The sequence below is a fragment of the Priestia sp. JNUCC 25 genome, from assembly GCF_053667915.1.
On sequence record NZ_CM132211.1, the window covers coordinates 2,144,097 to 2,160,635 of the forward strand.

The window sequence follows — 16,539 nt, forward strand, 5'->3', positions numbered from 1 at the left end:
AGAAGAAAGAGCAAAGAAGGTGAAAACATGCATAAGCAAGTTGTCGTAATAGGCGGAGGAGTAGGTGGGTTAACAGCGGGAGCGCTTTTAGCTAAACATGACTATGAAGTGACGGTTTTAGAAGCTTCTCGAGAATGGGGAGGCTGTGCAGGGAAATTTCAGCGCCATTTGTATACGTTTCCTGTTGGAGCGACGCTTGGAATGGGATTTGAGCACGGAGGGATACATGAGCGAATCAGCATGTACCTTGGCCTAGAAATTGAAAAGGTTTCTCTTGAGAAAATCATGAAAGTTCATCTTCCTCATCGTACACTGATTTATTATCAAGACCGGTATCAGCATATTTCCTATCTTCAAAAACAATTTCCTCATAAAGCAAAAAATATTAGGAGCTTTTATGAAAATGTTTTTAGAATTGCAAAAGAAATTCGCAAGCTTATGCAGTCTCTGCCGGTTCTTCCTCCTCTGACAGTCGGTGAGTGGAGCAGGCTGGTAAGTTCGTTGAATTTTGGTTCTTTGAAGCTGTTGCCTTATTTTCATCAATCGTTTAGTTATTTACTAAAAAAACACAGCTTGTTAGACGAAGCGGACTTTCTTCATTTTGTTGATGGTCAATTAATAGACAGCATGCAGACAACGAGTGAGAACTGTTCAATGCTTATTGGATGTTTAGCGTTGGATATTTATCACGAAGGAGCTTTTTATGTGAATGGCGGCTTATACAAAGTCGCAGAAGCGCTGCAAAAATCGATTAAAGCCAACGGAGGAAAAACGACTCTAGGAAGGAAAGTAGTAAAGATAGAGCGTGATAATGACGGGTGGATCGTGCATGATCATAGAGGTAACCGTTACCGTGCATCAGACGTTGTATGCAACGCCCCGGTTCAAAGCTTAAAGTCTTTGCTGCATGATGAAGATTACCAACATATTCATAAGCGGGCAAAAGAAAAAAGCGAGCTTCCGCAGTGGGGAACGTTTTCGATGTATTTTGCCATTGATGAAAGAGATCTGCCGCAAAAGGTAGAGTTGTTTCAGCAAGTACTTCAATCCGAACAAGGGGAAATGACAGAAGGAAATCATTTATTTATCTCAGTCTCTCATCCTGATGATCGTTTTCGAGCGCCTGAAGGCAAGCGTACAATTACAGCATCTACTCACATTGATCTTAGCAAGTGGAGTAACAAAGAAGCCTATGACCTTCAAAAACAAGTTCTTGAGAAAAAAATGGTAGCAGGCATTAAAACCATTATTCCTAGCATTGAAAAAGCAGAGCATCAAATTTCGGGAGCTCCTAAAGCATGGGAAAGGTTCACTTCTCGCCCAAACGGCGGAGTGGGAGGCTTTCCGCAAACGTTAGATCATGCCTTGTTCAACAGCATTTCGCATCGATCTGGCTTACAAGGACTGTGGTTATGCGGAGATACAGTGTTTCCAGGAGCGGGAACTATAGGCGTATCGGTAAGCGGCTATCATGTGTTTCAAAGTATAACGTCTCACCGCCATACGTTACCTTAACATTTCTTACATACAAACTACTATTGTTCATACCATTAAAAACACCGGCCCCATTACCATAGGGCCGGTGTTTTCAGGAGAGAAACAGCTTCCACCACTTCCGTTTTCGCTTCATATCAGCAGCGGCGGTTTGTCTAAAGGTTTGGACGAAATCACTAAACATCTCTTCGCGTTCAGCTACGCTTTGACGATGAAGCTTACGTTCTTTCTCCATTTCTTTTAAATAATAGACTCGTTCCTCATTCATTGAATCAATTAAATCACGAAGCTCTTCTGTCGTATTAGTTGAAGAATTATTTAATTTTTCAACCATAAATTTTACTTGATTCATCGCAACGGTGGAGTTGCTTGAGAATCGGTCTAATAAATACTGCATTTCTTTAGAGGATTCATCCGCATTCTCCATGACATCTTTCATGAACAGGCGCATATCCTCGGTTTTCTCTTCAGCGATTGTTGAATAATCTTCAATCAAAGAAGTGACTTCATCAAACGATTTTTCGTTAGAACGGATAATTTTTTTAGACATATTTTCTACATCTCTTGCGCTGCGTTCTGAAGACTCAGAAATGTATGCCCCGACCGACTCCACCATTTCTACAGTTTGGGTAGCACTTTTTTCAAGCTCTCTTTTTACTTCTCCGACAATTTCTTCGCGAACTTCATTTCGCATACCTTCTCGCATTTCTTTTAACAAATCAGCTTTAAATGTATCAAGTACCTCAAACACATCTTCATAGCGGCGAACAGCTTCTACTAATTCCCCTTGAAGCAGTTCTTTTTCATTCACAACAAGGTCGTTTGGTTTTGGCTCTTCAATAGAAGCAGAAATAGCCTGCTTTTCTTCTTCAGTAGCTAATCGTGCTTCAGGTATAGGAGGGGTCTTCTCTTGCTTATTTTCTGAAATGCTTTCCTGCTTTTCAGCAGCTTTTTTCTTTTCTTGCTTTATTTGTTTGTTGGAATGTTCTTGAAAATCAATGACGTTTTCTTTTTTAGAAGTTTTCAACTTTGCTGGTTCCTCTTCTTTTGAAACCGCTGCCTCTGATTCCATCACTAAATGCTCCTGTTCTTCTTGTTCCTTTATCAGCAGCTGAACATATTCTTTGACTTCATCTAACGTACATTGTTCATCAAACAGCTGTTTAATATCATTAAATAATTCAATTTGTTCCTCTGTATAGACACGAGCCCCATCTACTCGTTCAATTGTTAAATAGCTGCCCAATAATTTTTCCCATTGTTTTAGCGTTTTCTTTTCTACCTCTAATTGATCACTTACTTTTTTAATTGTATATGTCTCCATCATTTTTCATTTCCTCCCTTATCTATTTTCATCCAACTATGTAATGGATTATTTGTTGTATGTTGTATTCACCATATCTTCACTTGTTTTCCTGCTAGGTGACAAAGGTTGTCAAAACTAGACGACATTAGCCTTCTATGTAAAGAAAACGCATATTTTGTAAAAAAATGTACAGAAATGCGCAAATGGCAAAAATGGAAAATATAAAAGAAAAGGAGAGTATAGAAAACAGTTGACGGGAAAAAATGAATCCTATAAGATAAGTTTAAATGTTTAAGTTCTTGAACATATAAACATAAGGAGTGAACACTATGTCACAGCATTATGCGCTCATCACCGGTGCGTCGGGAGGAATAGGTAAAGAGTTAGCTTATCAATTCGCAAAGGATGGGCATCCTGTAATTTTAGTTGCCAGAAGCGCTGATAAACTAACAGCGATTGGAGAGAATTTAAAATCTACTTATAATATTGAAGTGATAACGGTTGTTAAGGATTTATCAAGAGAAGAAGAGATACAGTCATTATATGAAGAACTTAAAAATAAAAAAATGCACGTTGATTATTTAGTGAACAATGCTGGTTTTGGACTATACGGCAAATTTATTGAAACAGCTTTAGATGAAGAGTTAAACATGATTGATTTAAATATTCGAGCATTAACTCATTTAACAAAATTATTTTTACCGGATATGGTCAAAAGAAATCGCGGAAAAATTTTAAACATTGCATCTGTTGCTGCATTTATGCCAGGTCCGCTTATGACGGTATATTACGCAACGAAAGCGTACGTGTTATCTTTCACAGAGGCCCTTGAAAATGAATTAAAAGGTACCAATGTAACGGTAAGTGCTCTATGCCCGGGTCCAACTAAAACTGGTTTTAGCGACCGAGCCCAGCTAAGCAACTCCAAGCTTTTTCAAAGCGGTGCAATGGATGTAGAAACAGTAACGAAAGTTGGCTATAAAAAATTTATGAAAGGGCAGACGGTTATCGTACCAGGAGTACAGTTTCATCTTGCTACGTTCATCCCGCGCTTCGTGCCAAGAAAGTGGCTTACATCCGTTGTCCGAAGAACACAAGAAATTAAATAAAGGAGAATATATATGAGTGAAAAAGCAGTCGAGTTATTTCGTGCCAGCATTCCTGTTTTTCAGGCTCTAAGTGATTCAGCAAGACAAGATATTATTTTGCTGCTCGCCGAAAAAGAGCCTTTAACCGTTAATGAAATTGCAAACGAGTCTACTCTATCACGACCGGCAATTTCTCATCATTTAAAAATTTTACGCGATCAAAAGCTTGTGCAAATTGAGCAAAAAGGGACGCAGAGATATTATTCACTAGCTTTAAGTGAGGCAGTTGAGCTATTAAAAAGCTTGCTTGCTACAGTTGAAGCCGAATGTTTATAGGGAGATGAAAGAGATGAACCACGAGCGATTTTATATCACAGATGAAACGGTCATTGAACATATTGTCTCTACACAAAAGCAGTATTTCTATGCGCAAAAGACAAAGAGTATCAACAGCCGTATTCAAGCGCTGAATAAGCTAAGAGACGCAGTCAAACAAAACGAGCAGAGAATTATGGATGCTTTAAAACAAGATTTAAATAAATCTGAAGTAGAGGCCTACACGTCGGAAATTGGGATTTTACTAGAGGAAATTCGATTTACGCTTAAACATTTAGCAAAATGGATGAAGCCTAAAAAAGTAAAAACCGCTTTAACACATGTGGGCTCTAAAGGGAAAATTGTTCCTGAACCGTATGGAGTCGCGTTAATTATTGCTCCGTGGAACTATCCGTTTCAATTAGCACTGTCTCCTTTAGTAGGAGCGATTGCCGCTGGAAACACGGCGATTATAAAACCTTCTGAATTAACGCCTAGCGTATCTCGCGTTATACAAGAATTACTAGCTGAAGCTTTTGACCCAGCATTTGTGACGGTGGTTGAAGGGGCTGTAGACACTACAAGTCTGCTTTTAAAACAGCCCGTTGATTATATTTTCTTTACGGGAAGTGTAAATGTAGGGAAAATTATTATGCAAGAAGCAGGGAAGCAGCTTATTCCCGTCACGCTTGAGCTAGGCGGAAAAAGTCCGTGCATTGTACATGAAGACGCAAACCTAGATCTTGCAGCGAAGCGAATTATGTTTGGTAAAGGGATGAATGCAGGCCAAACGTGCGTTGCTCCTGATTATTTGCTCGTGCATAAAAAGGTAAAAGCGCAGCTTGTAGAGAAACTTCGCGAAGCGATTTCTCAATTTTACGGTAGTAATCCGCTTGAAAGCGACCGCTATGGCCGTATTGTCAGTGAGCGCCATTTTACTCGGCTAGTTGAGTTTTTAAAAGACGGAAATGCTATAGTTGGAGGCGGGTACAATAAAAACACGCTAACAATAGAACCTACGGTGTTAAGTGAAGTAAGCTGGACCTCAGATGTCATGCAAGAAGAAATCTTTGGGCCTATTCTTCCTATGATTGAATATGAAACACTAGACGAAGTCATTCATAAAGTTCAAGAAAAAGCTAAGCCGTTAGCTCTTTACTTATTTACAGAAAGTGAAGATGTGCAAAACGCCATAACGGAGCGTCTTTCATTTGGAGGAGGCTGTATAAACGATACGCTTATGCATATCGCTACGCCATATTTACCGTTTGGCGGAGTGGGAGAAAGCGGCACGGGTCAATATCATGGAAAAGACAGCTTTCAGACATTTACTCATTTTAAAAGCATGCTGTCTCAAACAACCAAGTTTGATTTGTCATTCCGCTATCCTTCGGAAAAACAAAGCTTGAAAATGATCAAAAAATTACTGAAATAAAAGAGCCTCCTGATAGGAGGCTTTTTCGTTATTTTGAAAGTGAAAGCTGAGAAAGCGGCCATTTTTCTTGGGTATATGCCATTTCCCAAAATAAATACTCGAGTTCACAGCTTTTGATGAAGTGATCTTTCATACGGTTACGTTCTTCTTCAGTCGCTTGTTCGGCGAGTTCATCGAGCTTGTTACAAAACCATTGTGTTGTGCCATTCATTTCTTCATTATTATAAAACTGAATCCATTCATAAAAAGGATGAGAAGGAGATGGATTTACTTGTTCTGTAATGCGCTGCCCAATTTCAACGTACGTCCATGGACATGGAAGAAGCACTGCAATGATTTCTGCTAAGCTGCCTGTATGCGCAACGCTTGTCATATGGTTAATGTAGTGGCTGGCTGTCGGTGAAAGCGTCTCAGTGTGAAGGTCTTCATAACGTACGCCTGCTACTTCACAAAAATTATTGTGAGGGTGTACTTCACTATGTAATACCGTAGAAATGCCGGCATTAAAGGCTTCCATTTCGGTACGCGTGCGGCATTTCGTTAAAGCAGCGCCGTAAATGCGAACAAATGCTGTTAAGTATTCGTAATCTTGAGAAACGTAGTGAATAAGCGCTTCTTTTGGCACGTTTCCTTCAGCAATTCCTTTAATAAAAGGATGGTTAAAAATGGCTTCGTAAATATAGTTTGCTTCTTGTCTTAATTGAGATGAAAATGACATCAAAATCCTCCTTTAATATGAGGAAGTCACAAACAAGCACATAAAGGAAATAAAAAACACTCCGTTTATAAACGGAGTGGCAAAGGACAGTAAAAAACTGAACATTGCCACTTTCCTACGCTGGTATGAGCCAGATCAGGTTCAAAGGGATCAAGAAAACTTGTCTCAGCCGGTGGGCACCCCTAGTGGACTTCCTATTAATCTATGTTTAACTTACCATATATTCTGAAAAATAGAAAGCGTTATGGGAAATTGTGTGCTAACCGCTTTTCTTTCTTAAAGAGGAAATTTCTTAAAGCTATTTTTAATCATTTTTGTTTAAAAATGCATATTTTTAGGGAAGAAGAGGTATTAATGAAGGGAAGAGCCGTTTTCGTCTCCGAAACACTCCCATATAAATAGAAGAAAGGAGAGAACAAAATGGCGAAATTTCGTTTGTATGCTGTATTAAATACAGTAGGCTTGGCTATTACACTGCTTGTGAATTATTTAGCAAATGCCATTCCAATAGGAGGCAAAACAACCGGAGAAGCTTCTGCGCAAGTTCCTACGTTGTTTACACCAGCGGGTTATGCCTTTGCTATCTGGGGCGTTATTTATTTATTATTAACCATTTGGGTTATACGCCAATTTTTTGCAAGAGAAGATCAAAAGGAAATATATGCACGTATCGGCATTTGGTTTTTTCTAAACTGTTTGTTAAATAGTGCGTGGATCTTTATTTTCCAAAACGATTACTATAAGTTATCTCTTTTAGTTATGCTCTTTATTCTAGGCACATTAATGATTGTATATTCCATTATTCAGCATTCTCGGATGACGACATGGTTTATGCGTCTGCCGATTTCGCTTTATCTTGGATGGATTTCTGTTGCGACTATTGTCAATGTGTTTGTCGTATTTCAAGCAAATGGAATACAGCATTTGCTTGGCCTGAGCGAGTTAGCATGGACGATTATTATGCTGCTGGTAGGAGCTGCGCTGGGCATTATGTTTACATTAAAAAACCGAGACGCTGTTTATCCGCTTGTTTTTATTTGGGCTTATATTGCCATTGCAGTGAAGCAAAGTGGAAATCAGCCAATTGTCATTACTGTCATCATTTCAGTTGTTTTATTAGCAATTGCCATTATTGTGGGATTGATTAAACGCTATAGACGTTTTTAAAAAGAAGCTCTAGCTTTTGTAAGCTAGAGCTTTTTATGATGCTCTTTTGATTGTAAAAAAGCAGCTGTAAAAGCAATTAAGCTAATTAAAATACCAAAAGGAACAACAATTGGTACGAATGATAAAATAAATGTCATAAGTGTAACCTCCATGTTGCATCGGTGCATAATGAAAAATTCAACTTTTTTAAATTGAAGTTCCGCTATTATAGTATGCTAGGCTTTATGTTTGGAGCCTATATGTTTAGAAATAAACGAAAAAGGCAACATACGTTACATACAGGTTGTATTAGGAGGAGTTAAAATGGAAACATATTTAGTCGCTTACACAGATAAAGATGATATGGAATATAAACAAGTGACGTGCGAGAGTTATGAAGATGCAGAGCGTACGGTCCTTCGTTTAGAGAGAGAAGGGCATATGCATATTGAAGAAATTTCAAATCAAGAAGCCTACCGGGGAGATGAATCATCGTACAGAGAATAAATTTTGAATAGAAACACCAACCTTAAAATGAAGAAGCAGCTGCTTCTTCATTTTTCTATTCTATATAGATATCGTTTTATAGAAAAAAGTAAAACGGGAATGATTTTCTTCTGCATTTATGGTACAGTACTAATCAGGTGAGTTTTGAGTTTAGAAGAGGAGAGAGTAACATTATATGAGTAAAGGAAATCAGTGGTCTTCACGCCTCGGTTTTATTTTAGCATCTGCTGGGGCAGCAATTGGTCTAGGAGCGATATGGAAGTTTCCATACGTAACGGGAACCAGTGGCGGTGGAGCGTTTTTTGCGTTGTTTATTTTATTTACGATTTTTATTGGATTGCCGCTTCTGTTGGCAGAATTTATCATTGGAAGACATACGGGAAAAGAAGCGATTAGTGCTTATAAGGCAATTGCTCCAAAATCCGCTTGGGTATGGATTGGCAGGCTGGGAGTACTAAGCTGTGTCGTTTTGCTTTCCTTTTACAGCGTCGTTGGCGGCTGGGTGATTTTATATACGATTATGAGCGTAACCGGTATGCTAAGCGGAAAAGAGTACGGCCCGTTGTTCAATGCCGTCATTAGCCAGCCTTATGTAGTATTAGGTGCGCAGGCGCTGTTTTTATTAATTACAGTGTTTGTTATTTCAAAAGGCGTACAAAAAGGAATAGAGCGTGCTAATAAATACATGATGCCGCTGTTATTTATTTGTTTTATCATTATCGTGGTGCGTTCTTTAACATTAGACGGAGCAATGGACGGAGTAAAGTTCTTTTTGAAACCAGATTTTTCAGCCATTACAGGGTCATCTGTTCTCTATGCGCTCGGTCAGTCGTTTTTCTCGCTTTGCGTGGGATTATCCTGCATGGTGACATATAGCTCTTATTTAGGGAAAAAAGTAAGCTTGACGCGTTCAGCTGGCACTATTGCTATTTTGAACTTGTTTGTTTCGCTGCTGGCGGGCTTGGCTATTTTTCCAGCCGTTTTTTCATTTGGATTAAAGCCAACTGAAGGACCTGGACTTTTGTTTGTGGTCTTGCCAACAGTATTTGAGAAAATGCCGTTTGGTACCGTCTTTTTAGCACTGTTTTTAATTTTATTTCTATTCGCTACGCTTACCTCTGCTTTCTCACTGCTGGAAATTATCGTAGCTGCTTTAACCAAAGACGATCAGACAAAACGAACTCGCTACGCTTCTTTATCAGGGATTCTTGTGTTTGTGGTAGGTATCCCATCAGCGCTTTCGTTTGGTGTACTAAAACATGTCTCACTTTTTGGCAGAAGTATATTTGACGTAGCTGACTTTTTTGTGAGCAACTTAATGCTGCCTCTTGGAAGTTTAGCCATTGCGATTTTTGTGACATTTAAAATGAAAAAAGAAGCCGTGTATGAAGAGTTTATTTCAGGAAGTACAAAAGGCGCTAAATTATTCAATGCATGGTTCTTTCTAGTTAAATGCGTATTGCCTATTATAATTATAGTTGTTCTATTAAGCTTACTTGTTGCATATTAAATAGGCTGAGACAAAAAATATGTTAGTTGAAGAAAGCTCCGAACGATGAATCGTTCGGAGCTTTTTATTGTGATAGTGAAGGTAAGTTTAATCGATTTAATTGCTTCTAGCTGTTGATTGGAGCGCAAGACCAAGACTCCTGCGGGAAAAGCGGAACAGGTGAGACCCCGCAGGAGCGTAAGCAACGAGGAGGCTCACCGGCCGCCCGCGGAAAGCGAAGACTTGCACGGAAATCAACAGCGGTGTCACAAGCAATCCATACGAGCTCCTTTACGCCATTTGTTCGCCTTTAGATTGGAGCAATTTTTTATGTCTCAATCTTTTGTTTATTTTGCAAAAACGTGATTTCCGATCGTAATCGTAACCTGTTTTTGACGAAGCCATTGGTCGCTTGTTTTATCTGGATTAAAGAAGAATAACGAACCTTTTCCTTGACCTCTAAAAGCTAGTGCTTCATTTACAGCTTTTTTTGCGTCAGCATCCGCTGCTTTATTAATTTCACCGTTTTGTACAGGTGTAAACTGTGTACCTTGATAAATGACATCATGAATAGAGTTTGGGAAAGAATCGCTATCCACGCGGTTTAAAACGACTGTTGCTACAGCCACTTTGCCAGCGTAAGGTTCGCCTTTTGCTTCAGCTTGTACAAGGCGAGCTAACAATTCTTTATCACTTTCGCTAATAGAGTTAGGGATTGTTAATGTTTCATTTGCATTAATAGAGTCGGTAGATTTGTGATTCGCTTCTTTTAACTGTTTAACCGTAACGCCGTATTCAGCGCCAATCTTGTAAAGAGTCTCTCCGGCTTTTACGCGATGGGTTGTTTCAGCGGCATTTGCCCCGTGACTCATGCCGAACATAGGAACTGCTAGTGCTCCAATAATTGCTAGTTTCTTAAACATAAAGTAAGTACCTCCTGAAATCCTTTTGAACGCCCCTTTTATCACGGATCGGTGCGTGCTGTGCACCGAACTTTATATGTACGTTTCAAAGATTAACAGGTGTCAATACATCTTGTCACTGCTTAAAACATACCAATCTAGGAAGATATTATAATAGTTAACAGATAATTTGAAAAATACGTTGACTGATAATAAAGGAGTGAATTATAATGAACGAGTAAATAGTTAACCGTTTAACTGGAGAGATTTTATGGGAGAAAAGATAACGATTCGTGATGTAGCAAAGCATGCAGGGGTGTCTGCAGCTTCAGTATCTTACGTCTTAAACGGAATTAACAAAGTATCCGATGAAACAAAAGAGCGAATTTTAACAGCGGTAAAAGAATTAAACTACGAACCAAATTTAACCGCCGTTAGTCTTTCGAAACAAAAGTCAAATATGATTGGCGTTATGTTCCCGCTTACAGATGATTCACTTTCTACTATATTTAAAGATAACCATTATTACAGTGAAATGATTAGTGGAATTGAATATGTAATCCGTAAGCATGGTTATGATCTAGTCATATCTGGAGCGAGTAGCCCAGCTGATTGCCTAAAATGGATTCGAACGAGAAATATTGATGGTCTTCTGTTTTTAGGAGCCTTCCCGCATCGATTGTATGAGAAAATGAAAGCGTTATCGAATCCGATTGTGCTAGTAGATACATACGAAAGGTACGAACGCGATTATCATCATATTTCTGTAGACGATGAGTATGGAGGATATCTAGCTACAACACATTTAGTGAATTTGGGTCACAAAGAAATTGCCTTTGTTGCTCATCACCTCGTCAATAGTCCAGTGGATAAAAAGAGGTATATAGGCTACGAGAAAGCATTAAAAGAAGCGGGCATTACACCATCAAAGACGTTTGTTTTTGAAGTGAACGAAAGTTCGTTTGATAACGGTTACAATTTAGGGAACAAGCTGCTGCAAGATCATAAGGATATTCGGGCGGTTTTTGCATCCTCTGATACGCTGGCGCTTGGAATTATGAAAGCACTGCAAGAAAAGGGGAAAAAAATTCCGCAGGACTACTCAATCGTAGGGTTCGATGACATAACGTTTAGTAGCTATGCATCTCCAAGTCTAACAACCATTCGTCAAGATGTATTTAACAAAGGAGTCGTCGCCGCGACGTCTGTTATTCAAGCAATTGAACACCGTTTCAGCACGCTGCAGCATGTGAAATTATCGGTTGAACTTATTATTCGAGATTCGACTGCTAAGCGCGGGTGAATCAGAGTAAGTTAACCGGTTAACCAAAGTTTAGCATTTATGAAAAAAGGGGATATAAGTTAGCATTCACAAAAAAAGGGGATATGAAAATGATTAATGTTACAGTATGGAATGAAAATCGTCATGAACAGAAAAATCCGGTTGTAAGAGAAATTTACCCTGAAGGCATTCACGGTGCCATCGCTTCTTTTTTAGAAGAAGGAGGGTTTCGTACACACACCGCAACATTAGACGAAGTAGAACACGGGTTGACTGAAGAAGTATTAAATCAAACGGATGTTTTAGTATGGTGGGGTCATTTAGCACATGACGAAGTGAAAGATGACATCGTTGAGAAAGTAAAGCAGCGCGTGCTAGACGGTATGGGGCTTATTGTCTTACACTCAGGTCACTTTTCTAAAATTTTCAAAACGTTAATGGGCACAAGCTGCGACTTAAAATGGCGTGAAGCAGATGAAAAAGAGCGCTTGTGGGTAGTAGAACCGAGTCATCCGATTGTGGAAGGTATTGGTGAATTTATCGAGCTTGAGCGCGAAGAAATGTATGGAGAGCACTTTGATATTCCAGCACCTGATGAACTGATTTTCACGAGCTGGTTTGAAGGCGGAGAAATTTTCAGAAGCGGCTGCACATACAAACGCGGAAACGGAAAAGTATTTTATTTCAGACCTGGACATGAAACATATCCAACATACCATAACAAAGACATTCAGCGTGTCATTATGAATGCTATTAAATGGGCGAAGCCAGCAGAGAGAAAACGTCCTGTTTACGGCAATGCGCAACCGCTTGAATCAATCGCTGTTAAAAACTAATTAATAATGCTTAAGCAAAGGGGATAGGAAAGATGGAAAAAGTAAAAATTGGCGTTATTGGGTGCGGAAGCATTGCGCAACACCGTCACTTACCAGAATATAAGATGAATGAACAAGTAGAATTAGTAGCCGTTTGCGATATAAACACAGAACGTGCAAACAGCGTAGCGCAGCAGTACGGTGTAAAAGCTTACACAAACTACGAAGAACTTTTAGCAAGCGGTACAGTGGAAGCAGTGAGCGTATGTACGCCCAATTATCTTCATGCGCCTATTTCGGTGGCAGCGTTAAACAGCGGAGTTCATGTCCTGTGTGAAAAGCCGATGGCAACATCAGAAGAAGAAGCGAAAGCAATGATTGAAGCAGCAAAAACAAACGGTAAAAAACTAATGATCGGACATAATCAGCGCTTTGTAGCTTCTCATCAAAAAGCTCGTGAACTTATTGGAAAAGGGGAAATCGGTAAAATTTACAGTTTCCGTACGGCTTTTGGCCACGGTGGTCCTGAAGGTTGGAGCGTGGACGGAAAAGACAGCTGGTTCTTTAAAAAAGACGAAGCGTTTATTGGTGCTATGGGGGATTTAGGCGTTCATAAAACCGATATGCTCCGCTACATATTAAATGAAGAAATTGTAGAAGTCGGTGCATTTGTAGAAAGCAATGCAAAAGACTTTGCAAATGTAGACGACAATGCTGTGTGCGTATTAAAAACGGAAAGCGGGATTATCGGTACGCTTGCGGCAAGCTGGGCTTACAATGGAAAAGAAGACAACTCCACGATTGTTTACGGCGAGAAAGGGATTCTTCGTTTAGAGGACGATCCGACGTATTCATTAGTTGCCCAATATGCAACAGGTGAAGTGGTGAACTATGAGTTAGGAAAAATCCAGTCGAACGATGAAGGCGGACAAAGTAATTCTCACGTCATTGAACAATTTGTAGATGCAGTTGCAGAAGATAAAGAATCTCCTGTTCCTGGTGAAGAAGGATTAAAATCACTTGCTGTTATTTTAGCAGCTTTAAAATCAAGTCAAACGAAACAAATTACGCGCGTGTAAGAGGTGAAAAACGTGAGAATTGGCATAATCGGAGCAGGAGGGATTGCTGTAAGCAGGCATATCCCAGCATTCAAACAACTGGGTGATGAATGTGTGATTTGGGGGCTTAGCGATATTAATAGTGAAAGAGCCACAGAGGTAGCCAATGAGCATAATATCCCTCACGTATTTGTTGATTACAAAGATATGTTTAAAGAAGTGGACGCTGTATGTATTTGTACACCGAATAAATTTCACGCCGAGTTTGCAGTAGAAGCGCTAAAAGCAGGCGTTCACGTCCTATGTGAAAAGCCAATGGCGATGTCTAAAGAGCAAGGTGAAGAAATGCTTGCTGCTGCTAGAGAATCAGGTAAGCAGTTAGCGATTGCGTATCATTACCGATTCATGAAAGAAGCGCAGGCTGCGAAAAAAATGATGACAGAGGTAGGGCGCCCATTAGTTGCACGTGTCAGAGCAATGCGTCGCCGAAAGGTTCCCGGTTGGGGGGTATTTACGAACAAAGATCTTCAAGGAGGAGGCAGCTTAATTGATTACGGCTGCCATTTGCTTGATTTAACGCTTTGGCTGATGGGAAACCCAAAGCATACTGAAGTGCTGGGAAGTACATATAATGACCTGAGTAAAACGCCTAACCAATTAAATCAATGGGGAGCATTTGATCATGAAACATTCAGCGTGGATGATCATGTAACGGCCTATATTAAATTTGAAAATGGAGCGTCGCTTCTTTTAGAAACTTCTTGGGCAGCTAATATCGAAGATGATGAAGAGCACGTAAGCATATCAGGGGTAGAGGGCGGTTTAAGTGTGTTTCCGTTTGAACTATACACGTCTAAAAACGGTATGCTCATGAACAGTACGTCACCTTGGATAGATGGAGAAGATGATTACAGCCTAAGTCAGGCTAAAAATTTCGTTGAAGCGTGTAAAGGAAATGCTGAATTAGTGGTAAAGCCACAAGAAGCGCTTCAAGTCTCAGCTATTATTGACGAAATATATCGCACAGGGGGAAATTAAAATGAAACTTGGAGTATTCACGGTCTTATTTGCGGATCTTTCTTTTGAAGAGATGTTAGATAAAGTAAAAGCAGCAGGTCTTCATGCTGTTGAAATCGGAACGGGCGGCTATCCGGGAAACAGCCATTGTCCGCTAGATGAGCTGCTTGAAGATAAAGAAAAAAGAGAAGCCTATATGAAGCAGATAAAAGACCGCGGACTTACAATCAGCGCATTTAGCTGCCACGGCAATCCTATTTCACCTGAGGCAAGTTTTGCAAAAGAATCTGACGAAACGCTTCGCAAGACCATCCAACTAGCATCATTAGTAGATGTTCCAGTGGTGAACTGTTTCTCTGGAACAGCAGGAGATCACGAAGAAGCCAAGTACCCAAACTGGCCTGTTACTCCTTGGCCTAACGAGTATGGAGACGTATTGAATTGGCAATGGGAAAATAAGCTTGTTCCTTATTGGAAAGAAATTGGAGAACTAGCCGAGGAGCATAATGTGAAAATTGGTTTAGAACTTCACGGCGGATTTTTAGTTCATACTCCGTATACGCTCCTAAAGCTTCGCGAAAAAACAAGTCCAGCGATTGGCGCTAACCTTGATCCAAGTCATTTATGGTGGCAAGGAATTGATCCGGTAGGAGCTATTAAAATTTTAGCAAAAGAAAATGCGATTCATCATTTCCATGCAAAGGATACGTACTTGGACCAGGATAATATTAACATGTATGGCCTGACGGATATGCAGCCATACGGAGAAGTCCAAACGCGTGCATGGACGTTTAGATCCGTAGGGTGCGGACATGATGTAAAAGAGTGGTCTGATATGATGAGTGCACTTCGCACATACGGATACGATTATGTAGTCAGCATTGAGCACGAAGATCCAATCATGTCGATTGAAGAAGGATTTAAACGCGCGGTTACAAACTTACAAAGTGTATTAATTGAAGAAACTCCCTCACAAATGTGGTGGGCGTAAGCAAAAAGAAGCATCTCTAAAAAGAGGTGCTTCTTTTATTTTCGTTAGTAAATCAATTCGCCTTTGGTTCACCTGAATTTCGATACAAAAGGGTGATTGGCAACCCAAAAGCGCCAAGGGTAATCCTTCGCTTCACCAGAATTATCAATGCCAACGCGAGGTCCGGCGGAAATCTCTGAAGGAGTGAAGCCACGAGCAATATAAAGAGGAGGGCTGGTTAAATCATGACCGTACAAATCCATTGAAACCCCTAGTGCTTTTGTTAGTTTCCCAGGACCGTTTGTCCAATTTATTTCATTTTCCATCCCTCGACGTCTATTTTTCATCAAATTTTTTCCGCTAAATGGCTCAATAGCTCGAATGAGGACGCCTTCTGGACAATCGATGTCGCTGCTTACAACATTGAGTAAACAATGTGTATGCATTGTATGCGTATAGGCATGACCAGGAGGACCGAACATTACCTCCGTTCTTTTTGTGCGCCGGTTATTAAAGCTATGAGCTGCTCGGTCGAAAGGCCCTTTATAAGCCTCTGTTTCTACAATAAAACCAGATGCAGTTCCTTCTGCCGTTTCGTGAACAAGAAGACATCCTAACAGCGACTGAGCTAATTCAAGTGTAGGCTGTTGGTAAAATAAAAGAGGAAGTGGTTCAATCGCTAAAAGAGAACGCGTCATTTGCTGTAGTCCATCCTTTCAAAACAGAGTCATTCACGCTGTTATGCGCATCTTTTATTATGATGTTTTCTTTGTTATTTTGCAAAGGGAGGCACTGATTAATACAGTAATCTTTCTTATCCCACGTTCAAGTATTTATCATGATTCAACTCACTCTATGAAATTATTTTATTTTAAAGAATGGTTTCGTTTTGCACGTATAGGGGGAATATTTTACTACAATACTTCGCTTTTGCTGCTGGTATGATATACACAGTTCATCCATATTTTACATGCTTTTAGTTTTAAAAAATAGTGAT

General features: G+C 39.8%; 17 protein-coding genes and 1 riboswitch. Of the genes, 13 read left to right on the top strand and 4 right to left on the bottom strand.

Annotated features, from left to right (window positions below):
- The first annotated feature begins 27 nt into the window (after nucleotides 1-27).
- The gene (locus JNUCC25_RS10870) at nucleotides 28-1,515 is read left to right on the top strand and encodes an FAD-dependent oxidoreductase (RefSeq protein ID WP_078081762.1); all 1,488 of its coding nucleotides are present in this window, start codon (nucleotides 28-30) and stop codon (nucleotides 1,513-1,515) included.
- Between the two features lie 73 nt (nucleotides 1,516-1,588).
- On the opposite strand, the gene JNUCC25_RS10875 is transcribed toward JNUCC25_RS10870, so the two are convergent.
- Complete coding sequence (locus tag JNUCC25_RS10875; protein WP_013056841.1) at nucleotides 1,589-2,821, bottom strand: helix-turn-helix domain-containing protein; 1,233 nt, start codon at nucleotides 2,819-2,821, stop codon at nucleotides 1,589-1,591.
- A gap of 308 nt (nucleotides 2,822-3,129) precedes the next feature.
- On the opposite strand from JNUCC25_RS10875, the gene JNUCC25_RS10880 reads away from it, so the two are divergent.
- The 3 genes from JNUCC25_RS10880 to JNUCC25_RS10890 are packed head-to-tail and all read left to right on the top strand — an operon-like array spanning nucleotide 3,130 to nucleotide 5,638.
- Complete coding sequence (locus JNUCC25_RS10880) at nucleotides 3,130-3,909, top strand: SDR family NAD(P)-dependent oxidoreductase (RefSeq protein WP_064471622.1); 780 nt, start codon at nucleotides 3,130-3,132, stop codon at nucleotides 3,907-3,909.
- A 12-nt stretch (nucleotides 3,910-3,921) separates the two neighbouring features.
- Nucleotides 3,922-4,224 carry an ArsR/SmtB family transcription factor gene (locus JNUCC25_RS10885; protein ID WP_013056843.1) on the top strand — a complete coding sequence of 101 codons (303 nt, stop codon included), beginning with the start codon at nucleotides 3,922-3,924 and terminating at the stop codon, nucleotides 4,222-4,224.
- Nucleotides 4,225-4,237: 13 nt separating this feature from the next.
- Complete coding sequence (locus tag JNUCC25_RS10890; protein ID WP_013056844.1) at nucleotides 4,238-5,638, top strand: aldehyde dehydrogenase; 1,401 nt, start codon at nucleotides 4,238-4,240, stop codon at nucleotides 5,636-5,638.
- A gap of 28 nt (nucleotides 5,639-5,666) precedes the next feature.
- Here JNUCC25_RS10890 and tenA read toward each other — a convergent pair whose 3' ends face one another.
- Complete coding sequence (gene tenA, locus JNUCC25_RS10895; protein WP_013056845.1) at nucleotides 5,667-6,356, bottom strand: thiaminase II; 690 nt, start codon at nucleotides 6,354-6,356, stop codon at nucleotides 5,667-5,669.
- Nucleotides 6,357-6,451: 95 nt separating this feature from the next.
- A riboswitch (TPP riboswitch) is annotated at nucleotides 6,452-6,550 on the bottom strand.
- Nucleotides 6,551-6,776: 226 nt separating this feature from the next.
- Here tenA and JNUCC25_RS10900 point away from each other — a divergent pair.
- The 4 genes from JNUCC25_RS10900 to JNUCC25_RS10915 all read left to right on the top strand — a co-directional run bounded on the left by JNUCC25_RS10900 (nucleotide 6,777) and on the right by JNUCC25_RS10915 (nucleotide 9,812).
- On the top strand, nucleotides 6,777-7,523 hold the full coding sequence (locus tag JNUCC25_RS10900) for a TspO/MBR family protein (protein ID WP_013056846.1): 747 nt from the start codon (nucleotides 6,777-6,779) through the stop codon (nucleotides 7,521-7,523).
- Between the two features lie 303 nt (nucleotides 7,524-7,826).
- Nucleotides 7,827-8,009, top strand: coding sequence for a hypothetical protein (locus JNUCC25_RS10905; protein WP_013056847.1), 183 nt, complete (start codon nucleotides 7,827-7,829; stop codon nucleotides 8,007-8,009).
- A gap of 175 nt (nucleotides 8,010-8,184) precedes the next feature.
- Nucleotides 8,185-9,519, top strand: a complete 1,335-nt coding sequence (locus tag JNUCC25_RS10910; protein WP_064471623.1) for a sodium-dependent transporter — start codon at nucleotides 8,185-8,187, stop codon at nucleotides 9,517-9,519.
- 113 nt (nucleotides 9,520-9,632) lie between these two features.
- Complete coding sequence (locus JNUCC25_RS10915) at nucleotides 9,633-9,812, top strand: hypothetical protein (protein WP_055991262.1); 180 nt, start codon at nucleotides 9,633-9,635, stop codon at nucleotides 9,810-9,812.
- A gap of 33 nt (nucleotides 9,813-9,845) precedes the next feature.
- Here the strand turns inward: JNUCC25_RS10915 and JNUCC25_RS10920 are convergent, their stop codons facing one another.
- Nucleotides 9,846-10,421: a cell wall hydrolase gene (locus JNUCC25_RS10920; protein ID WP_013056849.1), complete on the bottom strand. Its 576-nt coding sequence runs from the start codon at nucleotides 10,419-10,421 to the stop codon at nucleotides 9,846-9,848.
- 250 nt (nucleotides 10,422-10,671) lie between these two features.
- Between JNUCC25_RS10920 and JNUCC25_RS10925 the strand changes: the two genes are divergently transcribed.
- The 5 genes from JNUCC25_RS10925 to JNUCC25_RS10945 all read left to right on the top strand — a co-directional run bounded on the left by JNUCC25_RS10925 (nucleotide 10,672) and on the right by JNUCC25_RS10945 (nucleotide 15,563).
- On the top strand, nucleotides 10,672-11,703 hold the full coding sequence (locus tag JNUCC25_RS10925) for a LacI family DNA-binding transcriptional regulator (protein ID WP_029321510.1): 1,032 nt from the start codon (nucleotides 10,672-10,674) through the stop codon (nucleotides 11,701-11,703).
- Between the two features lie 89 nt (nucleotides 11,704-11,792).
- A complete protein-coding gene (locus JNUCC25_RS10930; RefSeq protein WP_013056851.1) occupies nucleotides 11,793-12,518 on the top strand; it encodes a ThuA domain-containing protein in 726 nt (241 codons plus the stop codon).
- A gap of 32 nt (nucleotides 12,519-12,550) precedes the next feature.
- Nucleotides 12,551-13,576: a Gfo/Idh/MocA family protein gene (locus JNUCC25_RS10935; protein WP_013056852.1), complete on the top strand. Its 1,026-nt coding sequence runs from the start codon at nucleotides 12,551-12,553 to the stop codon at nucleotides 13,574-13,576.
- A 12-nt stretch (nucleotides 13,577-13,588) separates the two neighbouring features.
- Complete coding sequence (locus tag JNUCC25_RS10940) at nucleotides 13,589-14,593, top strand: Gfo/Idh/MocA family protein (RefSeq protein WP_013056853.1); 1,005 nt, start codon at nucleotides 13,589-13,591, stop codon at nucleotides 14,591-14,593.
- 1 nt (nucleotide 14,594) lies between these two features.
- Nucleotides 14,595-15,563: a sugar phosphate isomerase/epimerase family protein gene (locus JNUCC25_RS10945; RefSeq protein ID WP_013056854.1), complete on the top strand. Its 969-nt coding sequence runs from the start codon at nucleotides 14,595-14,597 to the stop codon at nucleotides 15,561-15,563.
- 68 nt (nucleotides 15,564-15,631) lie between these two features.
- On the opposite strand, the gene JNUCC25_RS10950 is transcribed toward JNUCC25_RS10945, so the two are convergent.
- Nucleotides 15,632-16,240, bottom strand: coding sequence for a DNA-3-methyladenine glycosylase (locus tag JNUCC25_RS10950; RefSeq protein ID WP_013056855.1), 609 nt, complete (start codon nucleotides 16,238-16,240; stop codon nucleotides 15,632-15,634).
- Nucleotides 16,241-16,539: the final 299 nt, after the last annotated feature.

Bases quoted from the DNA above. Each gene is read 5' to 3' on its own strand.
- JNUCC25_RS10870 (WP_078081762.1), top strand. From the start codon at position 28: ATGCATAAGCAAGTTGTCGTAATAGGCGGAGGAGTAGGTGGGTTAACA.
- JNUCC25_RS10875 (WP_013056841.1), bottom strand. From the start codon at position 2,821: ATGATGGAGACATATACAATTAAAAAAGTAAGTGATCAATTAGAGGTA.
- JNUCC25_RS10880 (WP_064471622.1), top strand. From the start codon at position 3,130: ATGTCACAGCATTATGCGCTCATCACCGGTGCGTCGGGAGGAATAGGT.
- JNUCC25_RS10885 (WP_013056843.1), top strand. From the start codon at position 3,922: ATGAGTGAAAAAGCAGTCGAGTTATTTCGTGCCAGCATTCCTGTTTTT.
- JNUCC25_RS10890 (WP_013056844.1), top strand. From the start codon at position 4,238: ATGAACCACGAGCGATTTTATATCACAGATGAAACGGTCATTGAACAT.
- tenA (WP_013056845.1), bottom strand. From the start codon at position 6,356: ATGTCATTTTCATCTCAATTAAGACAAGAAGCAAACTATATTTACGAA.
- JNUCC25_RS10900 (WP_013056846.1), top strand. From the start codon at position 6,777: ATGGCGAAATTTCGTTTGTATGCTGTATTAAATACAGTAGGCTTGGCT.
- JNUCC25_RS10905 (WP_013056847.1), top strand. From the start codon at position 7,827: ATGGAAACATATTTAGTCGCTTACACAGATAAAGATGATATGGAATAT.
- JNUCC25_RS10910 (WP_064471623.1), top strand. From the start codon at position 8,185: ATGAGTAAAGGAAATCAGTGGTCTTCACGCCTCGGTTTTATTTTAGCA.
- JNUCC25_RS10920 (WP_013056849.1), bottom strand. From the start codon at position 10,421: ATGTTTAAGAAACTAGCAATTATTGGAGCACTAGCAGTTCCTATGTTC.
- JNUCC25_RS10925 (WP_029321510.1), top strand. From the start codon at position 10,672: ATGGGAGAAAAGATAACGATTCGTGATGTAGCAAAGCATGCAGGGGTG.
- JNUCC25_RS10930 (WP_013056851.1), top strand. From the start codon at position 11,793: ATGATTAATGTTACAGTATGGAATGAAAATCGTCATGAACAGAAAAAT.
- JNUCC25_RS10935 (WP_013056852.1), top strand. From the start codon at position 12,551: ATGGAAAAAGTAAAAATTGGCGTTATTGGGTGCGGAAGCATTGCGCAA.
- JNUCC25_RS10945 (WP_013056854.1), top strand. From the start codon at position 14,595: ATGAAACTTGGAGTATTCACGGTCTTATTTGCGGATCTTTCTTTTGAA.
- JNUCC25_RS10950 (WP_013056855.1), bottom strand. From the start codon at position 16,240: ATGACGCGTTCTCTTTTAGCGATTGAACCACTTCCTCTTTTATTTTAC.